The organism is Gillisella taibaishanensis (genome assembly GCF_001938985.1).
In the GTDB taxonomy this organism is placed as follows: Bacteria; Pseudomonadota; Alphaproteobacteria; order Rhizobiales; family Rhizobiaceae; genus Allorhizobium; species Allorhizobium taibaishanense.
This window is the reverse complement of record NZ_MKIN01000022.1, coordinates 1156272-1182573: the sequence shown is the minus strand read 5'-3', so window position 1 is coordinate 1182573 and position 26302 is coordinate 1156272. Positions and strand designations below refer to the sequence as shown.

General features: G+C 60.6%; 18 protein-coding genes. 11 read left to right on the top strand and 7 right to left on the bottom strand.

Features of this window, described 5'->3' with window-relative positions:
• The first annotated feature begins 3 nt into the window (after positions 1-3).
• Genes BJF91_RS16485 through BJF91_RS16470 form a run of 4 tightly spaced genes read left to right on the top strand, consistent with a single transcriptional unit; the run spans position 4 to position 3576 of the window.
• Complete coding sequence (locus tag BJF91_RS16485; protein ID WP_075615510.1) at positions 4-1071, top strand: ABC transporter permease; 1068 nt, start codon at positions 4-6, stop codon at positions 1069-1071.
• Positions 1068-1997: an ABC transporter permease gene (locus tag BJF91_RS16480; protein ID WP_075615509.1), complete on the top strand. Its 930-nt coding sequence runs from the start codon at positions 1068-1070 to the stop codon at positions 1995-1997. The genes BJF91_RS16485 and BJF91_RS16480 overlap by 4 nt, the downstream gene beginning before the upstream one ends.
• Positions 1994-2827: an ABC transporter ATP-binding protein gene (locus BJF91_RS16475; protein WP_075615508.1), complete on the top strand. Its 834-nt coding sequence runs from the start codon at positions 1994-1996 to the stop codon at positions 2825-2827. The genes BJF91_RS16480 and BJF91_RS16475 overlap by 4 nt, the downstream gene beginning before the upstream one ends.
• Positions 2824-3576 (top strand): ABC transporter ATP-binding protein, encoded by a 753-nt coding sequence (locus BJF91_RS16470; RefSeq protein WP_075615507.1) that lies wholly within the window; start codon positions 2824-2826, stop codon positions 3574-3576. Before BJF91_RS16475 ends, BJF91_RS16470 begins: the two co-directional genes overlap by 4 nt.
• A 3-nt stretch (positions 3577-3579) precedes the next feature.
• On the opposite strand, the gene BJF91_RS16465 is transcribed toward BJF91_RS16470, so the two are convergent.
• The 3 genes from BJF91_RS16465 to BJF91_RS16455 form a co-directional block, all read right to left on the bottom strand.
• The gene (locus tag BJF91_RS16465) at positions 3580-4035 is read right to left on the bottom strand and encodes a GNAT family N-acetyltransferase (protein WP_075615506.1); all 456 of its coding nucleotides are present in this window, start codon (positions 4033-4035) and stop codon (positions 3580-3582) included.
• On the bottom strand, positions 4032-5198 hold the full coding sequence (locus tag BJF91_RS16460) for an alpha-D-ribose 1-methylphosphonate 5-triphosphate diphosphatase (RefSeq protein WP_083943332.1): 1167 nt from the start codon (positions 5196-5198) through the stop codon (positions 4032-4034). The genes BJF91_RS16465 and BJF91_RS16460 overlap by 4 nt, the downstream gene beginning before the upstream one ends.
• 114 nt (positions 5199-5312) lie before the next feature.
• Positions 5313-6311 carry a P1 family peptidase gene (locus tag BJF91_RS16455; RefSeq protein ID WP_075615505.1) on the bottom strand — a complete coding sequence of 333 codons (999 nt, stop codon included), beginning with the start codon at positions 6309-6311 and terminating at the stop codon, positions 5313-5315.
• A 195-nt stretch (positions 6312-6506) separates the two neighbouring features.
• On the opposite strand from BJF91_RS16455, the gene BJF91_RS16450 reads away from it, so the two are divergent.
• Genes BJF91_RS16450 through BJF91_RS16440 form a run of 3 tightly spaced genes read left to right on the top strand, consistent with a single transcriptional unit; the run spans position 6507 to position 11446 of the window.
• Positions 6507-7550 carry an HlyD family secretion protein gene (locus BJF91_RS16450; RefSeq protein ID WP_075615504.1) on the top strand — a complete coding sequence of 348 codons (1044 nt, stop codon included), beginning with the start codon at positions 6507-6509 and terminating at the stop codon, positions 7548-7550.
• A gap of 12 nt (positions 7551-7562) precedes the next feature.
• The gene (rbbA, locus tag BJF91_RS16445; RefSeq protein ID WP_234801636.1) at positions 7563-10319 is read left to right on the top strand and encodes a ribosome-associated ATPase/putative transporter RbbA; all 2757 of its coding nucleotides are present in this window, start codon (positions 7563-7565) and stop codon (positions 10317-10319) included.
• A gap of 5 nt (positions 10320-10324) precedes the next feature.
• Entirely contained in the window at positions 10325-11446 is a 1122-nt protein-coding gene (locus BJF91_RS16440; RefSeq protein ID WP_075615503.1) for an ABC transporter permease, read from the top strand.
• Positions 11447-11468: 22 nt separating this feature from the next.
• On the opposite strand, the gene BJF91_RS16435 is transcribed toward BJF91_RS16440, so the two are convergent.
• The 4 genes from BJF91_RS16435 to BJF91_RS16420 all read right to left on the bottom strand — a co-directional run bounded on the left by BJF91_RS16435 (position 11469) and on the right by BJF91_RS16420 (position 17341).
• Positions 11469-12401 carry an ABC transporter permease gene (locus BJF91_RS16435; protein WP_075615502.1) on the bottom strand — a complete coding sequence of 311 codons (933 nt, stop codon included), beginning with the start codon at positions 12399-12401 and terminating at the stop codon, positions 11469-11471.
• Positions 12394-13404 (bottom strand): ABC transporter permease, encoded by a 1011-nt coding sequence (locus tag BJF91_RS16430; RefSeq protein ID WP_075615501.1) that lies wholly within the window; start codon positions 13402-13404, stop codon positions 12394-12396. Before BJF91_RS16430 ends, BJF91_RS16435 begins: the two co-directional genes overlap by 8 nt.
• Positions 13405-13471: 67 nt before the next feature.
• A complete protein-coding gene (locus BJF91_RS16425; RefSeq protein ID WP_407639894.1) occupies positions 13472-15133 on the bottom strand; it encodes a peptide ABC transporter substrate-binding protein in 1662 nt (553 codons plus the stop codon).
• 492 nt (positions 15134-15625) lie between these two features.
• Positions 15626-17341 (bottom strand): peptide ABC transporter substrate-binding protein, encoded by a 1716-nt coding sequence (locus BJF91_RS16420; RefSeq protein ID WP_075615499.1) that lies wholly within the window; start codon positions 17339-17341, stop codon positions 15626-15628.
• 284 nt (positions 17342-17625) lie between these two features.
• Here BJF91_RS16420 and BJF91_RS16415 point away from each other — a divergent pair, with 284 nt between their 5' ends.
• From BJF91_RS16415 to BJF91_RS16400, 4 genes are all read left to right on the top strand, one after another.
• Complete coding sequence (locus BJF91_RS16415) at positions 17626-18786, top strand: M20 aminoacylase family protein (protein WP_075615498.1); 1161 nt, start codon at positions 17626-17628, stop codon at positions 18784-18786.
• 71 nt (positions 18787-18857) lie between these two features.
• Positions 18858-20702: an ABC transporter ATP-binding protein gene (locus BJF91_RS16410; protein WP_075615497.1), complete on the top strand. Its 1845-nt coding sequence runs from the start codon at positions 18858-18860 to the stop codon at positions 20700-20702.
• Between the two features lie 108 nt (positions 20703-20810).
• Complete coding sequence (locus BJF91_RS16405) at positions 20811-21485, top strand: exopolysaccharide biosynthesis protein (protein ID WP_083943331.1); 675 nt, start codon at positions 20811-20813, stop codon at positions 21483-21485.
• Positions 21486-21674: 189 nt separating this feature from the next.
• Complete coding sequence (locus BJF91_RS16400) at positions 21675-26279, top strand: beta strand repeat-containing protein (RefSeq protein WP_139310718.1); 4605 nt, start codon at positions 21675-21677, stop codon at positions 26277-26279.
• The last annotated feature ends 23 nt before the right edge of the window (positions 26280-26302 follow it).

The following is a 26302-nucleotide window of genomic DNA, read 5'->3' as shown; positions in this document are numbered from 1 at the left end:
CTCTTGGCTCTTACCACAACAACAACTTCGGGCGGTCGCAGGCGCGGCCGCCAAGTGAAACGGTTCAAGGCGGTGATCGGGTTCCTGATCACCGTGCTCACGACCTATCTCGGCCTGCTTGCCGTGACCTTCTTCATCGGCCGCGTCATTCCCATCGATCCAGTCCTGGCCATTTTAGGGGACCGTGCGCCGCAGGCGGTGGTCGAGCAGACACGTCGCGCCATGGGGCTGGACCAACCGCTTTACTATCAGTTCTACGTCTACATTAGGCAGGTTCTGTCCGGCGATTTCGGCACGTCGGTGCTGACCACCAATCCCGTGATGACCGACATCGCCCGCGTGTTTCCGGCAACCATCGAGCTTGCCACTGTCGGTACGCTGCTGGGCGCCCTCATCGGTGTGCCGCTCGGCGTGCTGGCTGCCGTCAAGCGCGGTAGCCTTGCCGACCAGATCGTCCGGGTCATCGGCCTGATCGGTTATTCCGTGCCGATCTTTTGGCTGGGGCTTCTGGCGCTGCTGGTGTTTTACGCCAAGCTGCAATGGGTGGCCTATCCCGGCCGGCTGGATGTGGTCTACGAATATGACCTCACGCCGGTCACTGGCTTTTACCTCTTGGATGCGGCCATGGCCGGTCAATGGGACATCCTCTGGGATCTGTTCCGGCATATCATCCTGCCCGGTGCGCTGCTCGGCTATTTCTCGCTGGCCTATATCAGCCGGATGACGCGCTCGTTCATGCTGAACGAGTTGGCGCAGGAATATATTGTTGCCGCCCGCGCCAAGGGCCTGTCCGAAAGCCGGATCATCTGGCGCCATGCCCTGCGCAATGCCGCCGTGCCGCTGATCACGGTTATCGCGCTGTCCTATGCAAGCCTGCTGGAAGGCTCTGTTCTGACCGAGGCGATCTTCTCCTGGCCGGGTATCGGCCTCTACATCACCAACTCGCTGCAAAACGCCGATATGAATGCGGTTCTCGGCGGCACCATCATCATCGGTTCCGTCTTCATTGCCATCAATCTCCTGTCCGATCTTCTCTACCGGACACTCGACCCGAGGACGCGCAGCCGATGACGACGACGCCCTCCACAGAACTCACCCTTCGAGACTGGCTGCTGTCCGACCGGCCGCAATCGCGTCGGCAGGCGCGGCTGGGACGCGCCTATGTGATCTGGCGGCAGTTTTCCGCCAATCGGCTGGCGCTTGTCGGGCTTGGTATCATCGTCGCTCTTATCCTGGTCGCGGCTTTTGCCAACTTGCTCGCCACGCACAATCCGGTGCAGGGCGATCTCGCCAACGCGCGGCTGATGGCACCCGGCACCGGCGGCTTCTGGCTTGGCAGCGACGACCAGGGCCGCGATATCTATTCGCGGCTGGTCTATGGTTCGCGGCTGACCCTGATGGTCGTGGTGCTGGTGGCGATCATCGCGGCCCCCATCGGGCTTCTGGTCGGCACGGTCGCCGGTTATGCTGGCGGCTGGATCGATGCCGTACTGATGCGGCTGACGGATATTTTCCTCGCCTTTCCGAAGCTGGTTCTGGCGCTGGCGCTGGTCGCGGCCCTTGGGCCTGGAATCGAAAATGCCATTCTGGCAATTGCCGTCACCTCCTGGCCGCCTTATGCGCGTATTGCCCGCGCCGAAACGCTGACTTTCCGCAATTCCGACTATATCGCCGCGGTCAAGCTGATGGGCGCATCGCCGTTTCGCATCGTCACCCGCCATATCATGCCGCTCTGTCTGTCCTCGCTGATCGTGCGTGTGACGCTCGACATGGCCGGAATCATCTTGACGGCTGCGGGTCTCGGCTTTCTTGGCCTCGGCGCGCAACCGCCGATGCCGGAATGGGGTTCGATGATCGCCGACGGCCGCCGTTTCATTCTCGATCAATGGTGGGTGGCGGCCATGCCCGGCTTCGCGATCCTGATCGTCAGCCTCGGCTTCAATCTCTTGGGCGACGGCCTGCGCGATGCGCTCGATCCAAAGGAGGCGGGCCAATGAGCGCACTTCTGACGGTCGACAATCTTAAGGTCAGTTTCCCGACCCGCACCGGCCTCATTGAAGCCGTACGCGGTGTGTCGTTCACGCTCGGCAAGGAGCGGCTCGGGATTGTCGGTGAATCCGGCTCCGGCAAGTCGCAGACGGGGCGGGCGATTATGGGCCTGACACCGCCGCATGCGCGGATCACCGCCGATACGCTTAAGTTTGGCGAGACCGATCTTCTCTCCCTGTCACCCGCCAAACGGCGAGCCCTGCGCGGCAAGCGGATGGCGATGATCCTGCAGGATCCGAAATATTCGCTGAACCCGGTCATGACCATCGGTAAGCAGATCGTCGAGACCTTGCTGACCCATGAGCGCTTGAGCGGCAGCGATGCCCGCAGCCGAGCGCTTGCCATGCTGGAAGCGGTGCAGATCCGCGATCCCGAACGGGTGTTCAAGCTCTATCCGCATGAAGTGTCCGGCGGCATGGGCCAGCGGGTTATGATCGCGATGATGCTGGTTTGCGGTCCCGAACTGCTGATTGCCGATGAGCCGACCTCGGCGCTTGACGTGACGGTGCAGCTCGAGGTGCTCGATATCCTCGACATGCTGGTGCGCGAGCGCGGCATGGGGCTGATCTTCGTCTCTCATGATCTGCGGCTGGTTTCCTCCTTCTGCGACCGGGTACTGGTCATGTATGCCGGCAAGGTGGTGGAGGAACTGGACGCCTCAAATCTGGCGCAGGCGAAGCATCCCTATACGCAAGGCCTTTTGAACTGCCTGCCGCGTCTGGAAAATGACCGGCACCCGCTGCCGGTGCTGGCGCGCCAGAAGGAGTGGGCGCAATGACCAAGGCATTGACCGTTAATGGCATGTCCGTCCGCTTTTACGAGTTCCTGGCGCTCGACGATGTCAGCATTGCCGTCGATCAGGGCGAGAGCTTTGGTCTGGTCGGCGAATCCGGCTCTGGCAAATCGACGCTGCTGCGGGCGATTGCGGGGTTGAATGGTTTCGAGGCTGGTTCGCTGACAGTCGACGGCAAAAGCTACGAGGCCCGCCACCGTGACAAGCCGTTTTATCGCACCGTGCAGATGGTGTTCCAGGACCCTTATGGCTCGCTGCATCCGCGCCAGACCGTCGACCGGCTGCTGCTGGAACCGCTCGTCGTGCATGGATTTACCGATGTCGATACCCGCATCGCCCGGGCGCTGGACGAAGTGGGACTCGGCTCCGGCTTCCGCTTCCGCTTTTCCCATCAGCTCTCCGGCGGACAGCGCCAGCGCATCGCCATTGCCCGCGCGCTGATCGTCGAGCCGAAAATCCTGCTCTTGGACGAACCGACCTCGGCGCTCGACGCCTCTATCCAGGCAGAAATCCTCAACCTGCTGGAGCAGGCCCGCAAGGACCGCGGCTTGACCTTCCTGATGGTCAGCCATGATCTGGCCGTCATTAGCCATATGTGCGACCGGCTGGCGGTGATGCGCTCCGGCAAAGTGGTTGAAACCCTCGGCGTCGAGGCGCTACGCCGGCGCGAGGTGCAGGCGGATTATACGCGGGATCTGATGCTGGCCAGCGAAGGATTTCGGCGCAGGGGGTAAGGCTCAGGCCGCTTTAGTACCCGGCCAGACATATAGGATATCAGGTTCTTTTTCCTCGTTATCGCGGCCATCCGTCATGGTCTCGATGGCAAAGCCGTGACGCTCGTAGAAGCGTCTTGCTCCGTCATTTCTCTGGAAAGTCCAAAGCTGGAACCGAGGTGATGTTGGTTTGGCTGCCTGAAGAAGAGCGCTTCCGATCCCCTGACCGATATGATCGGGATCGACATAGAGATGATCGATCCATTCGCTATTGAAGGCAATTAAGCCGTATAGCCGACCGCCTTCGTCGGCGACCAGCACTGTCTTCTCCACCATCACGACCTGTTCGATGAAATTTCGATCTTCCTCGGCACTGTGCAGCTTCGGCAGGAAGGAGAGCAGCGATCGCGACCGGGTAAACACGGCGGCAATGGCGCCTGCTTCATGCTTTCGTGCCTCCCGGATCGTCACATCGTTCACGCCACCCGTACCCCTTCGCGCCAGATGCGCTTGATGAAGGGGTGGCCGTCGTGGCGGCTGACTTGCAGGAGGTCGGCGCGTTTGCCGGGTGCGATTTCGCCACGATCCATCAGGCCGGCAGCCTCAGCCGGAGTTTTCGTGACCATGCGGATGGCCGCGGGCAGGTCATAGGCAAGGTCGGCATCTGCAGCGATGACGAAGGGTGCGTCGAGCAGTGCGCGCGGGACATAATCCGATGCGAGGATGTCACAGAGGCCTTCGAGCAGCAGGTCGCGCACGGCGAGATTGCCCGATTGCGAGCCGCCGCGCACGATATTCGGTGCGCCGCCGACGATTTGCATGCCGCGCCGGCGGGCCTCGCGGGCCGCTTCCAGCGTGCAGGGAAATTCGGAAATCGCCACGCCTTCATCGGCGGCGAGATCGACATGTTCGATATCGGTATCGTCATGACTGAGCAGCGGCATATTGTGACGCTTGGCGATGTCGACCACCTGCGGGCGGATCTTTTGGCCGATCTCCCGCTTGGCAACGATCATGTCGTTGACCCGTGCTGTCGTCACCGACAGCGCCTCGCCACGCAGCTTGGCGACTTTGGCCAGATAGGTATCGAGATCGCGGGTCTGGCGGATGCCGGGCAGATGTTCCATGACCGAGATGACCCGTACGAGGTCATGGCCAATATTGGCTTCCATCAGGGCAGGCGTCTGCGGATCGATGACCTCGCAGCGCAGATGCACGAGATGTTCAGCCCGCAGCATGCCGGCCGCTTGCGCCTTTTCCAGTGCTTCGATCATCGGGGCCAGAATTTCCGCCCGTTCGCTGCCGTCTTCGGCAGCGCCGACGCAGAGACTGTCGAAGACGGTGGTGATGCCGGCGCCAATAATCTGGGCGTCATGGGCAAGCGCTGCCGTCATGTAATTCCAGCGGACGTGGTGGCGGGGAAAGACGTGCTTTTCGAAATGGTCGGTATGGATGTCGACCAGACCGGGGATCAGCAGGTCACCGCCCATGTCGATGGCGTCGCTGGCGCGGGTGACTGGGCCCAGTCCGACAATCCGGCCATTTTCAATCTCGACCGTGCCTTCCTGCATCCGGTCCGCCAGAACGAGCGTGGCATTGGTCAGGATCAGGCGTTCCGTCGATGTCTTGCCGCTCATGTCCATGCCGCTCTCTCCGCTTTGCCAGTTCCCTCGGCCGTACCGTCGGCCGATTCGGGCTGCCCTTGCAACAGGCGCGGTCATAATCCCGGGCCATGACCGTTCTATGTCAGTTTTGCTTTATGCCAAATCGCGCCAGGCCGGCTGCGCACCCTGGTGAGGCAGGGCCTGCGCCTCATAGACACCGCGGGCGATGGCACGCGCCATGGTGAGCGTGGCGAGATGGCAAAGCTCCATGAAATCGGCAAGGCCAGAGAGCGGCTTTTCGCCCGTCGCCGCCGCAAAGACCGTATCGCCATCGGCCGGCAGATGGGCGGGCAGCAGTGCGCGGGCGAAGCCGTCATGGGCCATGATCGACAGGCGATGACATTCCGCCTTGGTCAGAACGGCATCGGTCACGACAATGCCGATGGTGGTGGCAATCGGATCGCGGCCCTTCAGCCGGAGCGCGCTATCGTCGGCGCTGAATGTCGATGGCAGGCCAAGCCCGCCGAATTCTCCGCCTTGCTCGAAAGGGGCCGCCCAGAAATGTCTGGAGCGGCCGACGGTGGCACTGCCCAGCGCGTTGACGGCGACGAGGGCGGCAACCGTGTGACCGCTGGAGGAGATCGTGCTGGCCGAGCCGAGGCCGCCTTTGACGGTTGCTGTCGTTGCCCCGGTTCCCGCCCCGACGGTGCCGAGCGCGAAGGGGCCGGCGGCTCGCGCCTCGAAAGCTTCATAGCCCATGTCGCGGTAGGGGGAGTGCAAGCCCCAGTCCTTGTTTCCACCGTTCAGCAGATCCATCAGGATGGCTTGCGGCACGATCGGCACACGCTGATCGCCGACGGCAAAGCCCTGGCCGATTTGGCGTAGACCCGCCTGCACGCCGCCGGCCGCATCGAGCCCGAAAGCCGAGCCGCCGGAGAGAACGACCGCATTGACCTGGCTGACCAGCGACAGGGCTGGATCGAGTAGCCCGGTCTCGCGGCCGCCCGGCGCCCCGCCCAAAACCGTGCCTGACGCGGTTGCCGGCTGATCGAAGACGATAACCGTGACGCCTGATCCGAGCGAGAGATCGGTGGCCTGGCCGACCGTAAGACCCTTGATGTCCGTCAATAGGTTGAGGGGGCCTGGTGTCACGGCATGCTCCTTTGGCTGACCGTGGCGACTTGATTTCAATCAAGGACGCCGAGGAAAAGACGGATAGGTTTTAGGCATAAGCTTTATCTCCCCGATCCGGGAGTCTCAAGATTATGCAGATATTATGGTCATTTAGCGCTTGCACGATAGGCAATTTTGCCAAAGCAGGCGCATTTTTCGAGATGTGAGCGATCCATGCAGAAGCCCCAGACAGTCGCCCTTGCCTTCGTTCTTCTCTTGGTCGCCGCATCCGGTGGCACCTATGCCTATCTCAAGTTTGGTAAGGCCGATGCGCTTCCCGCCGGCATTGTCACCGGCAATGGCCGGATCGAGGCGACCGAGGTGGATATTGCCAGCAAGACCGCCGGCCGTCTGGTGTCGGTCGAGGTCGGCGAGGGCGATCTGGTCACCAAGGGCCAGACCCTGGCGCGGATGGATACGGTGGAGCTCGAAAGCCAGTTGCGCGCCGCCAAGGCCAAGATTGCCGAAGCCGAGCAAAGCCGCAATGCCTCGGCCTTCAAGCTGTCGCAGGCGCAAAGCCAGTTCGATCTTGCCGACAAGGATCTGGAGCGCAAGCTGGTTCTGCTCGGCAAGGGCTTCGTTTCCGATCAGGCGGTCGACAGTCAGCGGTTGACCCGCGACAGTGCCAAGGCCTCGGTCTCTGCGGCCGAGAGCACGTTGAACAGCGTGCAGGCCACCATCGATAACGCCAAGGCCGAAGCTGACCGCATCGCCCAGAACATTGCCGATGCGACGCTGACCGCGCCGAAGGACGGCCGGGTGCTCTACCGGCTGGCGGAGCCGGGCGAAGTGCTGGCCGCCGGCGGCAAGGTGCTGACGGTGCTCGATCTCTCCGATGTCTATATGACCGTCTATCTGCCTTCCGCCGATGCAGCTCGGACTGCTATTGGCAGCGAAGGCCGCATCCTCCTCGACATCCTCCCGGACAAGGCCATCCCCGGCACGGTCTCTTTTGTATCTCCGCAGGCGCAGTATACGCCCAAGCAGGTGGAGATCCGCAGCGAGCGTGACCGGCTGATGTTCCGCGTCAAGATCAGTGCGCCGAAGGAGCTGGTGAAGCGCTATCTGCCGTTGGTCAAGACGGGCATTACCGGGGTCGGCTACGTCAAGACCGATGCCAATGCGGTCTGGCCGGACCGGCTGCAATCCGAGTTGACCACGGCACCCGGACCTGCACCTGCAGCCGCGACCGACCCATCGACGAACGGCAAGCCGTAAGCGGGGCCAATCATGGACAATGCCATGGAAAATGCCGTCGAACTCGCCGGCCTCTCGCATGTCTATGGCAAGCGCTGGGCGCTGAGCGATATCGACCTTGCGATTACCGCAGGCTCCCGCATTGCTATCGTCGGGCCTGATGGCGTTGGAAAATCGACGCTGCTGGCGCTGCTGTCAGGTGCAAAACAAGTACAGCAGGGCAGGGTCACGGCGCTTGGGGCCGACATGGCCAAGGCCGGTGCCCGCACCGTCGTGCAGCCGCGCATTGCCTATATGCCGCAGGGGTTGGGGCGCAATCTCTACCCCAATCTCACCGTTTGCGAGAATATCGATTTCTTTGGTCGCCTGTTCGGCCAGGATGCCACGGAACGAGCCGGGCGCATCGAGCGCCTGCTGAAATCGACCGGGCTCGATCCGTTCGGCGACAGGCTGATGGGCAAGTTGTCGGGCGGCATGAAGCAGAAGCTCGGCCTCTGCTGCGCGCTGGTGCATGATCCCGATCTGCTGCTGCTGGACGAGCCGACCACTGGTGTCGATCCCCTGTCGCGCCGGCAGTTCTGGGAGCTGGTCGAAAGCATTCAAGGGTCGCGGCCGGGCCTGACCATCGTTACGGCGACATCTGATATGGAAGAAGCGGGCCGGTTCCAGCGGGTCGTGCTGTTGAATGAGGGTCGCATTCTTGCCGATGGCAGCTGCGAGGCGCTGCTGCAACAGACCGGCCGGACCACACTGGAACAGGCTTTCATTGCGCTGCTGCCGGATGAGGCAAAGCAGGGCTACGGCACGACACCGGCAAAGCTCAACTTTGTCGACTGCGGCGAGGTCGCCATCGAGGCGCATGAATTGACGCGCACATTCGGAGCTTTCACCGCCGTCGACCATGTCAGTTTCCGCATCCCGAAAGGCGAGATCTTCGGCTTTCTCGGCTCGAACGGCTGTGGCAAATCGACGACGATGAAAATGCTGACCGGGCTTCTGCCGGCTTCCAGCGGCGAGGCGCTTCTGTTCGGCCAGCCGATGAATGCCGGCGATATCACGGCGCGCCGGCGCGTCGGCTACATGTCGCAAGGCTTTTCGCTTTATAGTGAGCTGTCCGTGCAGCAGAACCTCGATCTGCATGCCGATGTCTTCGATCTCGTGGGCGAGGCCGGCAAACAGCGGGTCGAGGCGGTGACGCGCCAGTTCGGGCTGGAACCCTATCTGCAATTTCTGGCGAGCGACTTGCTACTCGGCGTGCGCCAGCGGCTGCAATTGGCCGTGGCGCTGCTCCATGCGCCCGATATCCTTATCCTGGACGAGCCGACATCAGGAGTCGATCCTGTCGCCCGCGACGGTTTCTGGAACGATCTGATCGAACAGGCTCGCCAGAACGGCGTGACCATCTTTGTCTCCACCCATTTCATGGGCGAGGCAGAGCGCTGCGACCGCATCGCCTTCATGCATGCCGGCAAGGTGATCGCCTGCGGCAGCCCGCAAGACCTGAAGCAGCAGACCGGCAGCGCCAGTCTCGACGACGCCTTCATCGCTTTCATGAAAGCCGGTGGGCGGGAGGAGAAGCTGACGGCAGCACCCGAAGCGCAGGCTGAAGCGCAAGGAAACGCGGAAACCCCTGCCGGAGCGGAGGCAGCCGAAAGGGCCAAGCGCAAGGCCTTCTCCCTGGGCCGGCTGATGGCCTATGCCCAGCGTGAAACCATGGAACTGATGCGCGACAAGATCCGGCTGGGCTTTGCGCTCGTTGGCACGGCACTGTTGATGCTGATCTTCGGCTTTGGCCTGACGCTCGATGTCGATCATCTCAAGCTTGCCGTGCTCGACCGCGACCAGAGCGCCGAGAGTCGGGCCTATATCGATGCCTATGCGGCCTCCACCGCCTTTACCCTGCAGCCGGCGATTACCGATCAGGCACAAATGCTGGATCGGCTGAAGGCAAACGACATCATGCTTGCGCTCGACATCCCCGAGAAATTCGGCGCCGATCTCAGGGCGGGGCGCAAGCCCAATGTGCTGGCCATGCTTGACGGCGCCATGCCGTTTCGCGCCGAAACCGCGCTGGGCTATGTCTCCGGTACCCACCAGCGCTTCCTGCAAGAGATCGCGCGCGAGGCGGGGGTCGAAACCCGCACGGTCGCCGGTGTTGAAATGCGCTACCGGTATAACCAGGCCTTCCTCAGCCTCAATGCCATGGTGCCGGCGGTGATTGCACTGCTCTTGGTGTTCATCCCCGCGATCCTGACGGCGCTCGGTGTTGTCTCGGAAAAGGAATTGGGGTCGATCAGCAATCTCTACGTGACGCCGGTGACCAAGCTGGAATTCCTGCTCGGCAAGCAATTGCCCTATGTGGCGATCGGCTTCATCAACTATCTCATCATGTTCCTGCTGGCCGTCTGGGTCTTCGGCGTACCGCTGAAAGGCTCGCTTGCCGGTCTGTCGGTGGCGGCGCTGATCTATGTTCTCGCGACCACCTCGATCGGCATTTTGAGTTCGACCTTCACGTCAACGCAGGTGGCGGCGGTCTTCGTTACCGCCATTGGCACGATGATGCCGGGTACGCAGTTTTCCGGCCTGCTGCAGCCGGTCTCCTCGTTGCAAGGCGCGGGCCATGTCATCGGCCTGATCTTTCCGACCACCTATTTTATGCGCGCCAGCGTCGGGGCCTTCACCAAAGGCCTGGGCTTTATCGAGCTGATGGGTTTTCTCTGGCCGCTGGTGCTGTTCTGGCTCAGTGCCATCGGTCTCGGCTGGTTGCTGTTGCGCAAGCAGGAAAGGTAGACGATATGGATATCCGCACGACAATGGCGCTGTTTCGCAAGGAACTGATTGGCCTCATGCGCGACAAGGTGCTGCTGGCCATGCTGGTCTATGCTTTCACTTTGGCAATCTATACCCAGGCTACCGGCCTGTCGCACGATCTGCGCAATGCGACGCTGGCCGTGGTCGACCGCGACATGTCGCAGCTGTCCTCTTCCATTCTCGACGGGCTGATGCCGCCCCGGTTCCAAAAGCCTGTCGCCGTCGCGCCCGGGGATGTCGAAAGGGGCATGGACGAAGGGCGCTATACTTTCGTGCTCGATATTCCCGAACGGTTCGAAGCTGACGTGCTCGCCGGCCGCAGTCCCTCGGTGCAATTGCTGATCGATGCGACGGCGCTGATGCAGGCGGGCGTCGGCTCCGGCACGATCCAGCAGATCGTCAGCCAGCAGGTCCAGCTTTATGCCCGGCGTCTCGGTGTTTCCTCCAGTCAGCCGGTGACGGTGGAGACGCGGCTTGCCTTCAACCAATCGCTGAATTCCGACTGGTTTTCCGGCACGATGGCACTGATCAACAATATCACCATGCTGGCCATCCTGCTGGCCGGTGCGGCGCTGGTGCGCGAGCGCGAGCACGGCACGCTGGAACATCTGCTGGTCATGCCGGTGCGGCCGCTGGAAATCATGGTCGGCAAGCTGGCCGCCAATGGGCTGGTCATTCTTGTCATGACGCTGGTGGCGATCCTGACCGTGCTGGTCAAGGTGCTCGGCATGCGCATCACCGGGTCGCTGTCGCTCTATATGGCCGGCGTGGCACTCTACCTGTTTTTCGCGACGTCGCTCGGTCTGTTCCTCGGCACCCTAGCCCGCAGCATGCCGCAACTGGCGCTGCTGTTCATCCTCGTTGCCCTGCCGATGAATATCCTGTCGGGCGGCTTTACGCCGCTGGAAAGCCAGCCGGAATGGTTGCAGAATGTGATGCAGGTTTCCCCCTCGACCCATTTCGTCGCATTTTCGCAAGCGATCCTCTATCGCGGTGCCGGTTTCGATATGGTCTGGCCGCAGTTCCTGGCAACGGCGGGCATTGGCCTGCTGTGCTTCCTCTACAGCCTCAGCCGGTTCCGGAGCTTCATTGCTGCACAGCAGTGATGAAGCTCCGGAACCTGGATTATCATCGCTTCATCGAGCGCGGATCGAGCGCGTCGCGGATACCGTCACCAATATAGTTGACGCTGAGCACGGTCAGCGAAATCGCCAAACCCGGCCAGATCGCCCGAGCCGGGGTGATCTGCAGGAAGTTGACGCCGTCATAAAGCAACCGGCCCCATGTGGGAAAGTCCGAGGGAAAGCCGAGGCCGAGGAAGCTCAGCGCCGACTCGGTGATGATGGCCGAGGCGATGCCGAGCGTGGCCGAGACCATGACGGAACTCAGCACGTTCGGCAGGATATGCTTGAGGATCACCCGGTATTCGCGCATGCCGCTCGACTTGGCGGCCAACACGAACTCCTGGTTCTTGACCGAGAGGACATCGCTGCGGACGATCCGGGCGGTGTGCATCCAGCTGGTGATGCCGATGACAAAGACGATCAGGATGAAGATTCCGCCCTGTGGACCGAAGACCGTGCCCAAAGCCGCACGCAGCGGGTCCCGAAATAGCATGGTTATGACCATTAGAAGCGGTAGGATCGGTAGGGCGAGGAACAGGTCGGTGATGCGCATCAACGGCCCATCGATCCGCTTGAAATAGCCTGCGAGAACGCCGAATAGCGTGCCGACGAACAAAGACAGCAGCATCGCGGTCATGCCGACGGCCAGTGATACTTTTCCGCCGGCGAGAACCTGGGCAAAAAAGTCGTGGCCGAGATTGTCGGTGCCGAAGGGATGCACCCAGGACGGCCCCTGGTTCTTGTCGCGGATGTTCAGCTTGTTGGGATCGACCGTGTGGATCAGCGGCCCGATGTAGACGGCGAGCACGATGAACACGAACACGACAAGTCCGACGAGCCCGCCGGTATGACGGCGGAACTGGCCCCAGAGCTGGGCACCGAAAGATTGCGAGCGGGCAGGGGCAGCAGCTGCGGCAAGGGTTGGCGCATCAGTCATAGCGGATCCTCGGATCGAGAATGCCGTAAAGCACGTCGGCAATCAGGTTGAACAGCACGATCAGCACGGCGAAGATGAAGGTCAGGGTCTGCACCAGTGGCAGGTCGCCGGCCTGGATGGCGGTGATCAGCAATTGGCCGAGACCGTTCACCCGAAAAATCTGCTCGGTGATGATCGCGCCGGAGAAGATGGTGGGCACGCCGAGCGCAATGACTGTCACGACAGGGATGAGGCTGTTGCGCAGCACATGCACGAGCAGCACGGTCTTTTCCTTGACACCCTTGGCGCGAGCGGTGCGCACATAGTCCTGATGCAGATTGTCAAGCATCGAGGCGCGCACGAAACGGCTGATCTGCGAGGTATTGTAGAGCGTCAGCACCGTGACCGGCAGCACCATCTGCTTGACCTGGGCAACGAAACTCGCCCAGTCCACGACCTTGAGATTGGTGTCGTAGACCGATGGAAACCAGTGCAGGGTCGAGGAGAAGATCACGATCAGCAATACGCCGGTGAAGAAGGTGGGCACGGAATAGCCGACCATGGCGATGAAGGTGCCGATCTGGTCGAAGAGCGAATACTGCTTATAGGCGGATATCACCCCGATCGGGATCGCCAGCAGCACGCCGAAGAGATAGGCAAGACCCACCACCCAAAGCGTCTGCGGCATGCGTTGGACGATCAGATCGACAACGGGGCTGCGGGTTGTCCAGGAGAGAATGCGCAGCCGGTGCGGGTCGCCGATTGCAATGCCGGTGACCTGTTGCAGGATGTTGAGCGGCTCGTTGACGAAGAACTGGTAGAGCCATTTGACGAACTGGATATACAGCGGCTGGTCGATGCCAAGCGCCGCGCGCATTTCCTCGCGCACTTCAGGCGGGATCGTCAGCGGCAATTCGCCGAGCGGATTGTTCGGAGCCATGGCCAGAAGCGCGAAGATAATGAAGCTGATGGCCAGCAAAGTCGGGATCGCAAACAACAATCGCCGGATCGTATAAGTAAACATCAATTGAGCCTTTCCGGGGCGCGACGAAAAGGGGCCGGGTCCGTTTGCCGGACCCGGCCTTCAAACATTATTTGCTGCGCGTCCAGTCCTGGATGTTCCAGGTTTCCGCATCCCAGCCGGTCGCTTTGATATTCTGCAACTTGGCCGAATAGGCCGAGGGCTGACCGCGATAGACGAGCGGGATATGCACGAAGTCCTCGGTCAGCATGTCGTTGAGCTTCTTGACGAGGGCAGCGCGGTCTTCGAGCTTGACGGTCTTCGTCAGTTCGGTGGCCAGCTTGTCATATTCCGGGTTGCAGTAACGCGGCATGTTTTCGCCCTGCCAGCCGTTCTTGGGCGACGGTGCCTTATCGCACATCCACTGAACCATGTAGGGCTCGGGGTCCGTGCCGTCGAAATTGTTGGTGTACATTTCGAGGTCGGCATAGAACTTCTGGAAGGTATCCGGGCTTGAGGGGTCGCCGCCGAAGAAGACCGAGGCCGAAACATTGCGTAGTTCGACGTTGACGCCGATCTGCGACCACATGTCCTTTACCAGTGCCTGGGTGGCCTGGCGCACGGAATTGGTTGAAGTCTGGTAGAGGAAGGAAAGCTTGACGCCGCCCTTGGCGCGGATGCCGTCAGGACCTTTCTTCCAGCCGGCATCGTCGAGCAGCTTGTTGGCGCCATCGACATCCTGCTTCAGGCACCAGCTGTCGTTCTTCGTGGAGACATAGGCGTCCGGGCCCGGAACGATGTTGCAGGTCGGCTTGCCGGCCGCGCCATAGCCGGCTTCGACGATGACGTCGCGGTCGATGGCCAGCGCCAGCGCCTTGCGCACGGCCGGATCGGAGAAGGCCGGATGCGGGCCGCCTTCCTTGGTCGAGCGCTTGTCGCCAAGCGCCGGATCGGGGTTGGTCAGGTTGATGTTGATGCGCTCGACCTGGCTGCCGAATGCAGTCTGGATGGTGCCCTTGCCGCTGGCGAGCATGGTCTCCAGCACTTCCGGCTCGACCTGCATATTCCAAGCATAATCATATTCGCCGGTTTCAAGCACGGCGCGGGCCGCCGACAGCGCATCGCCGCCGCCCTTCAGGGTCGCGGTGGCGAAAGCGGGCTTGGCCGGATCGCGGTAGTTTTCATTGGCGACGAAGCTGATGACGTCGTTCGGCTTGAACTCCTTGACCTTGAAGGGGCCGGTGCCGATTGGAGCGAAGTTGGCGCTGGTGCATTCCGGCGCCTTGGGACCGAGGCAATTGGCAAACTGCGCCTTCTGGATGATCGGCGACAGCGAGCCGACAAAGGCGGTGTAGGGATAGGGCTTGGGCGCTGCGAAGGTGACTTTGACGGTCTGCGGGTCGACAGCTTCTACGGTCTTGACACCTTCGAATTTGGATTTCTGGGCGCAGCCGCCGCCATCTGCCGTGCAGTATTTCCAGGTGAAGACCACGTCGTCAGCGGTGAAGGCGGAACCATCCGACCATTTGATGCCGGGCTTGATCTTCCAGGTGATGGTGGTCAAATCGGCAGAGACACCGCCGTTTTCGACCGTAGGAATGTCGACCACGAGGCGCGGGAAGACATTACCCTGCGGATCAAAGCCGGCCAATGGCTCCAGTACCATAGCCGAGGCATACTGCTCCTTGGTGCCGCCTGACAGATAGATGTTCATGGTGGACACGGCCTGCCAGAAAAGGATTTTCAGATCCCCATCCGTGCCGCGCGCCGCATTGACGGGTGCAACCGCCATTATCAGCGACGCCGCTGAGGCGGCCAGGATGATCCCGAGTTTACGCATGATTGACTGTTCCCTTCTTGATCTCTTGAACGAGAGTTTTATTTTTTGGCGACGCATGCAAAGACGTTGCCATTATCCCCATAGAGCTCTGCATGGCTCTGAAATGATTGAATTGTCTCCCCTTGTCCCCGTTTTATGATCCCCGCCGGACGTCGCAGATTGCCTGTCCAGATTTTGTTTTTCGATCTGGTTTGCCCAAATTTTGAGCTATAGAACCACAAGCTTATTTTTCAATCAAGCCGTAAAATATCAGTGTGTGAACAGGTTGTGGAAGAGTGTTGGCGCTATGCGCCGGATCAGGCGGTTCTGGCAGACATCAAGCTCAATAGCTGTTTTCAGCGGCTGACTGGTTGCTCACCGACACTTTGTCGGGAGCCTGCTTGTCATCGGAAGGGGCGCCAAGCCTGCGCCCTGCCTTCCTACTCAGAGTTGTCGAGGGGGAGCCTACTTGCTGCGGCTCCAGTCTGCAATATTCCACAACTGTGAATCCCATGGATTGAGTTTTGCGCCTTTGAGCTGGTTGGAGATGGCGGAGGGTTCGCCGCGGTTAACCAGCGGAATGACCAGTCCGTCGTTGACGATCATGTCGTTCAGCGTGCGGACAAGGGCGGCGCGCCTGTCGATGCCTGGTGTCTGGCGCAGCTCGGTCAGCATTTTGTCATAGGCTGGATTGCAGTAGCGGCTGATGTTTTCTCCCTGCCAGTTGTTGGCAGGGTTCGGAATCTTGTCGCAGGTAAAGCCGGCCATGAACTTTTCCGGATCGGTGCTTTCAAAGCCGCTCGCATACATTTCCGCGTCTGCGTAGAATTTTTGATAGGTATCGGGGCTGGCGGGATCGCCGCCGAAAAATACCGAGGCCGAGACATTGCGCAACTCCGTCTGCACGCCAATCTGCGACCACATGTCCTTGACCAGCACCTGGGTGCCCTGGCGCACGGAATTGGTCGTTGTCAGGAACAGCAGGGACAGCTTGCGACCATCCTTCTCGCGCACACCGTCGGAGCCTTGCTTCCAGCCCGCTTCGTCCAGAAGCGCATTGGCGCTCGCGAGGTCCTGGTTGCCGCACCAGATCTTGGCGTCGGAGGCAAAGATATCTGGCGCCGGAACGATGTTGCAGGTGGGCTGGCCCGCCGTGCCGTAGCCGGCCTGCACGATCGTGTCACGGTCGATAGCGAGCGCCAGCGCCCGGCGCACTTTGGGGTCCGACAGGATCGGATGCGGGCCGGCTTCTTTGGTTGAGCGCTTTGGTCCCAGCGCGGCATCGACAGCATAGGGGTTGAGATGAATGCGCTCGACCGTCGAGCTGAAGGCAGAGGTGAGTGTGCCTTTGCCAGCCTTTAGCATGGCGTCCGATATCTCGGGCTCGACCACCGTGTTCCAGGCAAAGTCGTATTCGCCGGTCTCAAGCACGGCGCGGGCCGCCGACATGGCATCGCCGCCGCCCTTGAGTGTCACGGAGGCGAAGTTTGGTTTATCGGGGTCGCGGTAGCGCGGGTTGGCGTCGAACAGCACCGCGTCATTGGCCTTGAAATCGCGGACCATGAAGGGGCCGGTGCCGTGCGGCTTGAAATTCGCTTCGGTGCATTGCGGCGCCTTTTCCCCAAGGCAATCCTTGAACTGCGACTGCTGGATGATCGGCGACAGCTGGCCGACAAAGGCGCTGTAGGGGTAAGGCTTCGGCGCGGCGAAGCTGACCTTGACCGTTAGCCGGTCGATGGCCTCGACCGATTTCACGCCGTCGAATTTTGCAGCCTGGGCGCAGCCGCCGCCGGGCGCCATGCAATATTTCCAGGTGAAGACCACGTCATCGGCGGTGACGTCGCCGCCATCGGACCAGGTCAAGCCGGGCTTTAATTTCCAGGTGATGGACGTCATATCGCGGGCGATGCCGCCGTTTTGGACGGTCGGAACCTCTGCGGCAAGCCGAGGGAACACTTTGCCCTGCTCGTTGAACCCGGCCAACGGCTCAAGGACGATCGACGCGGCATAGACATCCTTGCTGCCGCCTGAGAGATAGGGGTTGAGGTTGGATACGGCCTGCCAGAACAAGATCCTTACGTCGCCATCCGCGCCCCGCGCAGCGAGCGCTGGGTGTGTGGCCAATCCGGCCGCAAGAAGCGATGCCGCCGCCATCACCCGGATCGAATTGTTCTGTCTCATGATGGATTGCCCTATTCAAACTATGCCAAATTTCCGAAAATTTATGACAATGGGCGATGCGAAGACGCCTCGTGTCAAGCACGCGGAGGTTTAGCCTATTAGGCGAATGGATTATAGCCGCGGCTCAGCTTCGGGGTATGCATGCCGAAGTTTGCTTAATGTTTAAGCTTTGCGGAGGCTAGGCTATTTTTTGTTCAATGTTCGCAATTGTGGCTTGCAAATGCCTGAGTTGATGAACAGTATGGCACCGAAAAACCGATGGGAACAGCAAAAAGAGGTCTTTCATGCCCATTTTGAACCGCGCCAGCGCCTTGCAGGACGAAGTCGCTGGCTGGCGCCGCCATCTGCACCAGACACCGGAACTTCTGTTTGATGTGCATCAGACGGCCGGCTTCGTGGCGGAGAAGCTGAAGGAATTCGGTTGCGACGTAATCGAGACCGGCATTGGCCGGACCGGAGTCGTCGGGATCATCAGGGGCAATCGCGGCGAGGGACCAACCATCGGGCTGCGTGCCGACATGGATGCGCTGCCGATCACGGAGACGACAGGCGTGCCCTGGGCCTCCACCGTGCCCGGCAAGATGCATGCCTGCGGCCATGACGGTCATACCGCCATGCTGCTTGGGGCTGCCAAACATCTGGCCGAGACCCGCAACTTCAAGGGATCGGTCGCGGTGATCTTCCAGCCGGCTGAGGAAGGCGGCGGCGGTGGTCTTGCCATGGTGCAGGACGGCATGATGGAGAAATTCGGCATTTCCCAAGTGTTCGGCATGCACAATGCGCCGGGCGTTCCGCTTGGCGATTTCGCCATCCGCAAGGGCTCGCTGATGGCGGCGTCGGATACGTTCGATATCACCATCAAGGGTAAAGGCAGCCATGCCGCCCAACCGCATTTCTCGGTCGATCCGGTACTTGTGTCGGCGCATGTCATCATCGCGCTGCAATCGATCGTGTCGCGCGGCGTCGATCCGCTGGAATCGCTGGTCATCAGCGTCACCACGACCCATGGCGGCGACGCCTATAACGTCATCCCGATGGATGTGAAACTGACAGGCACGGTGCGCACGCTGTTGCCCAATATTCGCGACTACGCCGAAAAGCGTCTGCAGGAAGTAGCGACTGCTACGGCCATGGCCCATGGCGCAGTGGCCGAAGTCAACTACCACCGCGGTTATCCCGTCACCTTCAACCATGCCGACGAAACGGATTTCGCCGCCGCCGTTGCCGCGAAGATCTCCGGCGACAACAGGGTGAAGACCGACATGGCGCCGAAGATGGGGGCAGAAGACTTCTCCTATATGCTGGAAAGCCGGCCGGGCGCCTTCATCTTCCTCGGTGTCGGCAACACCGCCAATCTTCACCACCCAGCCTATGACTTCAACGACGAGGCCATTCCCTACGGCATCAGCTATTGGGTGGAACTGGCCGAAACTGGTCTTGCCTGAGGACGTCGCCGCTTAACGATAAAGGCCCCGGTTCTGCAGCCGGGGCTGAACAACAAGGGGAAAGCAGAGCCATGGCCGAAGATCTCACCCAGCAGAACGGACAGGTGCCACCGGTCCTGTCGGTGCGCAATCTGACCACCTCGTTTCGGATGGGAGATAGCTGGACCTCTGTCGTGCGCAACATGAGTTTCGATGTTGCCCCGCGCGAGACGGTGGCGATTGTTGGTGAATCCGGATCGGGTAAGAGCGTTACCTCCCTCTCCATCATGCAATTGCTGCAAAAGAACTTCAGCCGCATCGAAGGCAGCATCAAGCTCAACGGCCGCGAATTGCTGACGCTATCGCCGGAAGAGATGCGCCGTGTGCGCGGCAACGACATATCGATGATCTTCCAGGAGCCGATGACCAGCCTCAACCCGATCTTCCCGATCGGCAAGCAGATCGCCGAGGCGATCCTGTGCCACCGCGATATCTCGCGGGCCGAGGCAAAGGCGGAAGTGATCCGGCTTCTGGAAAAGGTGCGCATTCCCAATGCCAAGAGCCGGTTTGACGAGTTCCCGCACCAGTTCTCCGGCGGCATGCGCCAGCGGGTGATGATTGCCATGGCGCTCGCAACCCGCCCAAAACTGCTGATCGCTGATGAGCCGACCACTGCGCTTGACGTTACCATTCAGGGCCAGATCCTCGACCTGATCAAGGTCCTGCAGGAAGAGGAGGGCATGTCCGTCCTGTTCATCACCCATGACATGGGCGTGGTGGCCGAGGTTTCCGACCGTACCATCGTGATGTTCCGCGGCGAAATGGTCGAGGGTGGGACGACCGACGATATTTTCAATCGCGGCCAGCACCCCTATACGCGAGCGCTGCTCTCGGCCGTGCCGAAGCTCGGCTCGATGCAGGGGCATGCCCTGCCGATGCGCTTTCCTGTCATCGATATCAAGACCGGCGATACGCTTGTCGAGGAACAGGAAGTGGCAGCCCTCGATCTGGTGCCGCGCCCGATCCTGGAGGTGAAGAACCTGACGACCCGCTTCGACATCCGCTCTGGCCTGCTTGGGCGCAAGTCGGGCGCCGTGCATGCGGTGGAAAATGTCAGCTTCGATCTGCGGCCCGGCGAGACCCTGTCTCTGGTGGGTGAATCCGGCTGCGGCAAGTCGACCACAGGCCGCTCGATCACGAGGCTGGTCGAGCCGACAAGCGGCACCATCGCGGTCGACGGATATAATGTCATGGCGCTTGATGGCGGCACGCTGCGCAAGATGCGCCGCAGCATCCAGATGGTATTCCAGGACCCCTTCGCCAGCCTAGATCCGCGCATGTCGGTTGGTACGGCAGTGATGGAGCCGTTTCTGGAGCATAACCTCGGCACGAAAGCGCAGGCGCGGGAAAAAGCCGCCGATCTCCTGCAACGCGTGGGTCTCGGTGCCGATATGATGCGCCGCTATCCGCATGAGTTCTCTGGTGGCCAGCGCCAGCGTGTGGCGATTGCCCGTTCGCTGATGCTCGATCCTAAGGTGATCGTTGCCGACGAAGCGGTGTCGGCGCTCGATGTCTCTATCAAGGCGCAGGTCTGCAATCTCCTGCTCGACCTGCAGGAGAGCTTCAACCTCGCCTATCTCTTCATTTCCCACGATATGGCCGTGGTGGAACGTGTCAGCCACCGGGTGGCGGTAATGTATCTCGGTGAAATCGTCGAGATCGGCCCGCGCCAGGCCGTGTTCGATAATCCGCAGCATCCCTATACCAAGAAATTGATTGCTGCAGTGCCGGTGCCGGATCCTGCCCGTCGCTCGATGATCCGGCCGGTGTCCACCGACGAAATCAAGAGCCCGGTGCGGCCGCTCGGTTATCAGCCGGTACCGCGCCATTACCGTGAAGTGTCGCCTGGCCATCTCGTGCAGGAAGCGGCAGCCTGAGATAGCGGACGCACCCCGGCGACGCGCGTGCCTTGTGGCGATGCCCGCCAATCTCCATATGCCGCTCTTGGCGGATCGTATTTTGGTCCGGAGGCGTGGGGAGTGATTATGGATCGGTCGGGCTTTTCGCGGGATAATCGTCAGGAACACAAAGCTGGCGAGCAGCCCGATCCCAATGAAGGTGAACCTCTGTCGCTGTCGCGAATCCTCATCGCCATGGCCGAGGATGAGAGCAGGGCGCGGATCTCTGTTGGCGACCTCTTTCATGCCATGGGTGACCGCGCCTTTGGCGCGCTGATCCTGATCTTCGCCCTGCCCAATATCGTGCCGACTCCTCCTGGCACATCGGCTGTAACAGGCGCGCCGCTGGTGTTTCTGTCGGCGCAGCTGATGCTTGGTCTGAAGCCCTGGCTGCCGGGCTGGATTACCGAGCGTTCGCTGGCCCGGACCGATTTTGCCGCTATCGTTTCGCGCATCGCTCCTTGGCTGGCGCGCGGCGAGCGCCTGCTGAAACCGCGCCTCGGCTTTCTGGTCAGTGGTCCCATGGAACATCTGCTCGGGATCATGGCCTTCATCCTTGCCGTGATCCTGGCGCTGCCGATACCGCTCGGCAATATCCTGCCGGCCATTGCCCTGTCGCTGTTTGCCTTTGCGCTTCTCGAAAGGGACGGACTCTACGCGCTGTTCGGCAGCGTCATCTTTGTTCTGTCCATCGCTCTGGTTGGCGGTGTGGTGTTTGGCCTCGTCAAAGCTGCTCTTCTGTTGTTCAGCGCCTGGCTCTGAAGGTCAATACAGGTACCACCTTAAGGCTGCGCATCTTTTGATTTGCTGGTTCAGGTTGTCAATCGACGAAACGACAAGTTTCGCGACAGCTTCGCTTCCTATCTTCCCCCATGATCGCCGGTCGAGTGCGCATCGACCAAACGCCTTGTTGCCGATGTTTTGCGGCAATTACCACAATGGGGATTCACCGTGGCAACGTCTTCTACGACAACTGTAAGCAGTCTTGATGGTGTAACCGGAACGAGTGCATCAGACGTTATCATCCTGACCGGACAAGCTTCAGGGGTGGCCCTCAATCTCGGCGATGGCAACGACAAGCTGGTTCTCGCCAACTATGTGAACAACGTCACGTTGTCGAATGTCGAGACCGTCACAGGCGGTTCGGATGACGATTCGATCTTCTACGACACCAGGCTCACAGCGGGCGTCATCGACCTCGGTGCCGGAACCGATACGGTGACCTTTTCGGATCTCGGGGCCACGGCGACGATCTCCAATGTCGAAAGCATCAAGGGCGGACAGGGTAGCGATTATCTGACGTTCAATGCGCAGGCGCTCGGGACCTATATCGATCTCGGCGACGGCAGTGACCGGGTGGTCCTCGGCAAGTACGACAACAACGTTACTATGGTTAACGTCGAGACGGTGACCGGCGGCACCAAGAGCGACATCGTCTATATGCAGAACAGCGATGTGACCAGTGTGCGTCGCGTGGACCTCGGCTCTGGCAACGATTACGTCAATCTTGGTGATGGCGGCGGCACGGTCTATGTCTCCAATACCGAGACTATTGTCGCCGGCGAAGGCGACGATCGCATCGTGCTCAACACCAAGGCCTCCAATACCTATATTGATGCCGGCGACGGCGACGACACGGTGGTGCTGGGCAATTTCGTCAACAAGCTTACCATCGCCAATGCCGAAAGCATCGTCGGCTCGTCCAGCAGCGATTACGTGACCCTGGCCACGGCCTTCAACGGTTATGTGTCGATGGGCGCTGGCAACGATACGCTGGTGCTTGGCAATTACGCCAATACCGTCAGTGTCTACGGCGTCGAAACCATCTATGGCGGCACCGGCAACGACGTCATCTACATGCAGGAAGCAAAGTCCGGCGGTCTGATCGATCTTGGCGCCGGCACCGATACGCTCGTGCTCGACGATACCGGCGGCACTGTGACCCTGAAGAATGTCGAGAACGTCGTCGGTAGCTCGACCAAAGACTATATCATCTACAACACGCAGGTCACCGGTGGCCTGATCGACCTGGGCGACGACGGCGACCGTGTGACGCTTGGCAAGTTCAACAACACCGTTTCCTTCGCTAATGTCGAGACCATCACCGGCAACAGTTCCAGCGATATCGTTACGCTGACGACCGAACTTACCCAGGGGACGATCAATCTTGGATCGGGTATGGACAAGCTGACGCTTGCCGATGGCTCCAACACCATCAACGTGTCGGGTGTCGAAACCCTGATCGGCGGTAGCGGCGACGATACGATCACCTTCGCAATATCGACCACGGGCGGTTATATCGACCTGGGCGATGGTGACGATACGCTGAAGCTCAGCGGCGCTGGCCGGACCCTGACCGTTCTCAATGTCGAGACCATTATCGGTGGCTCTTCCAGCGAGCAGATCCTCTATCAGACACAGCTGACCGGCAACCTGATTTCACTCGGTTCGGGCAGCGACAAGCTGACCATGGGCAATTTCGACAATACCGTCTCGATCTCGGGTATCGAAACTGTGGTCGGTGGTACTGGCGCCGATTCGGTCTTCGTCACCACTGCCATTGCCGGCTCGCTGATCGATCTCGGCGCCGGCAACGATACGCTGACCATCATGAATGGCGGTACGATCACGGCGCGCAATATCGAAAACATCATCGGCGATGACGGCACCGATGTCATCAGGTTCGACCGCGCGGCCCAAGGGGTCTATATCGACCTCGGCGCCGGCAACGACAGTGTCACCTTTGGCAATTTCAACAACACGGCGACGATCCTCAACGTCGAGATCATCAATGCCGGCACATCGAGCGACGTCATCACGCTCGGCTCGGAAATGACCGGCGGCACGATCGACCTTGGCAAGGGCCTCGACCAGCTGACGCTCAGCGACGATGGCGGCACGCTGACGGCGGCCAATATTGAGACGATCATCGGCGGTGCGGCCGACGACAGTGTCACGGTCTCGGGCACGGTCACATCTGGCTTTATCGACCTTGGCGCCGGAGACGATACTCTGACGATTGGCGGCAATGCCACGTTGACCGTCCAGAACGTCGAAACGCTGGTCGGCGGTGCAGGCACGCAGAAGGTCATCCTGACCAGCGCCTATACCGGCAGCATCGATCTTGGTGACGGCGCCGACACGTTGATCATGGCCAATGTCGCGGATGGCGTTCAAAATCTCATCACTGTTTCCAACACGGAAACCATCACCGGTGGGACCGGTTCCGATACGGTCGTGATCGGCACGGTCGGCGGCCCGACGATGATCGACCTCGGTGCCGGCAACGACACCCTGAAATTCCTGGACAACGGCGGTTCGGTAACGGTTGCCAATGTCGAGAACATCCTCGGTGGCACTGGCAATGAATTCATCCGCTTCAATGCGGCAGTCACTGGCGTCAATATCGATCTCGGAGACGGCAGCGATACGGTTGCTTTCGCCAACTACGCCAATACCGCGACGATTTCCAACGCGGAACTGGTGACCGGCGGTACCGGCAGCGACGTCATCACGCTGGGCGCCGGCACGACGGGCATGACCATCAACCTCGGTAACGGGCTCGACAGCCTGAATTTATCCAGCGAGGGCGGCACGGTAACCGTGTCCAGCATCGAGACGATCAACGGCTCCGACCTGGACGATATCGTGACCCTTTCCGCCTATATGACAGGCGGTGTGATTTCGCTCGGCGGTGGCAACGACCAGTTCATCATTGGTGATTTTGGCGGTACGGCAACGGTTTCAGGTGTCGAGTCGGTCATCGGCGGCGCAGCAGCCGACCTGATCACGCTGGCTGCCGACGAAACCGGCTACATCAATCTCGGCGCCGGCCAGGATGGCGTCATCTTGTCGGCAACCGGTAATACCGTGACGCTGTCAGGTGTCGAAACGGTCACCGGCGGCGCGGGTGACGACTGGGTCGAATTGGCCGACGCGGTCACCGCCACCACCGTCAAGCTCGGTGGTGGGGATGACGTGCTGCAGATGTCGGAACTCGGTGGCACCGTGACCGTAACGGGTGCCGAATCGATCCTTGGCGATGTCGGCACCGACGTGATCACCATCGGTGAGCAGTTGACTGGCGGCTATATCAACCTCAATGCCGGCACTGACCGCCTGATCCTGTCTTCGGCCAACAATACCGTGACGGTGGAAAATATCGAGACCGTCACCGGCGGCTCGCTGACGGACGATGTCACTCTGTCTGGCGCCTATACCGGCGGCTTCATCGATCTGGGCAGCGGCACTGACCGGCTGACTTTCGGCGACAGCGCCGGCACGGTCACGGTCGCCAATATCGAAACGGTTATAGGCTCGGTTGGTGACGACGTTCTGACGATCAGCGGTTCCATCGGCGGTGCGTCGATCAATCTCGGCGACGGTCAGGATACGCTGAACTGGAGCGCCGGGCTGACGGCAACGGTTTCCAATGTAGAGACGATCAACGGCGGCTCTGCGGCCGACATCATTACGCTCGGCACGCAATGGGTCAGCGGCTATATCGATCTGGGCGGCGGCTCCGACAAGCTGATTCTTGCCAATGCCGCCAACACGGTTACCGTCGCCAATGCCGAAACCATCATCGGTCAGTCCTTTGACGATTACATCGCCATCAATAGCGATACCTATGCCGGATATCTGGCTATGGGCGCCGGCTTCGACGAAGTCCACCTCGCGGCTTCCTCTAGCACGGTGACATTGCTTGGTGTCGAGACGGTGATGGGCGGTTCCGGTGACGACAAGGTCACGCTTGGTGACCAGGCCACGGGCATCGCCATCGACCTTGCCGACGGCAATGATACTGTGGCGCTCGGAAACTTCACCAATACCGTCAGCCTCTACAATGTCGAATCGGTTACCGGCGGTAACAATTCCGACGTGGTCTATGTCAAGGATACGGAAATCTCCGGCGGCCAGTATTTCCTGGGCACGGGTATGGACTATCTGAATTTCGAAAAGGCCGCGACGGCAACCGTCTCCAGCGTCGAAACGCTTGTTGGTTCTGCCTATGACGACAATATCACCATTTCCGGCCAGTATACCGGCGTGGCGATCGATCTCGGCACAGGGCAGGATACGCTGACGATCGGCTCGGCTTCGACGCTGACTGCCGTGAATATCGAAAATATCAACGGCAGTTCCGGCGCGGACTACATCGTCCTGTCCGGCAGTACCAATACAACCGTCAATCTCGGCTCCGGCAACGATACGATCATCATGGGAGCGGGTTCCGACACGGTCACCGGCGGTGCGGGCTCCGACCTCTTCACCTTCACCTCGACATCGGCATCGAGCACGTCGAGCCCGGACAAGATCACCGATTTTGTCAATGGTGAGGACAAGCTGGTGTTCAGCGGCTTGCTGAGTGGCACCTTCTCCTATCTCGGCACCTCGACGAGCCTGTCGGCGAATGGCAATTCGGAAGCCTATTTCGTCAACGACACGTCGACGCTCTATGTCGACGCCAATGGGGATGGAACGGTCGACATGCAGATGACGCTGTCGGGCAAGACCGCCGACAATATGTCGGCCAGCGACTTCCGCTGGAGCTAAGGACAATCAGTGGACGGCCGCAT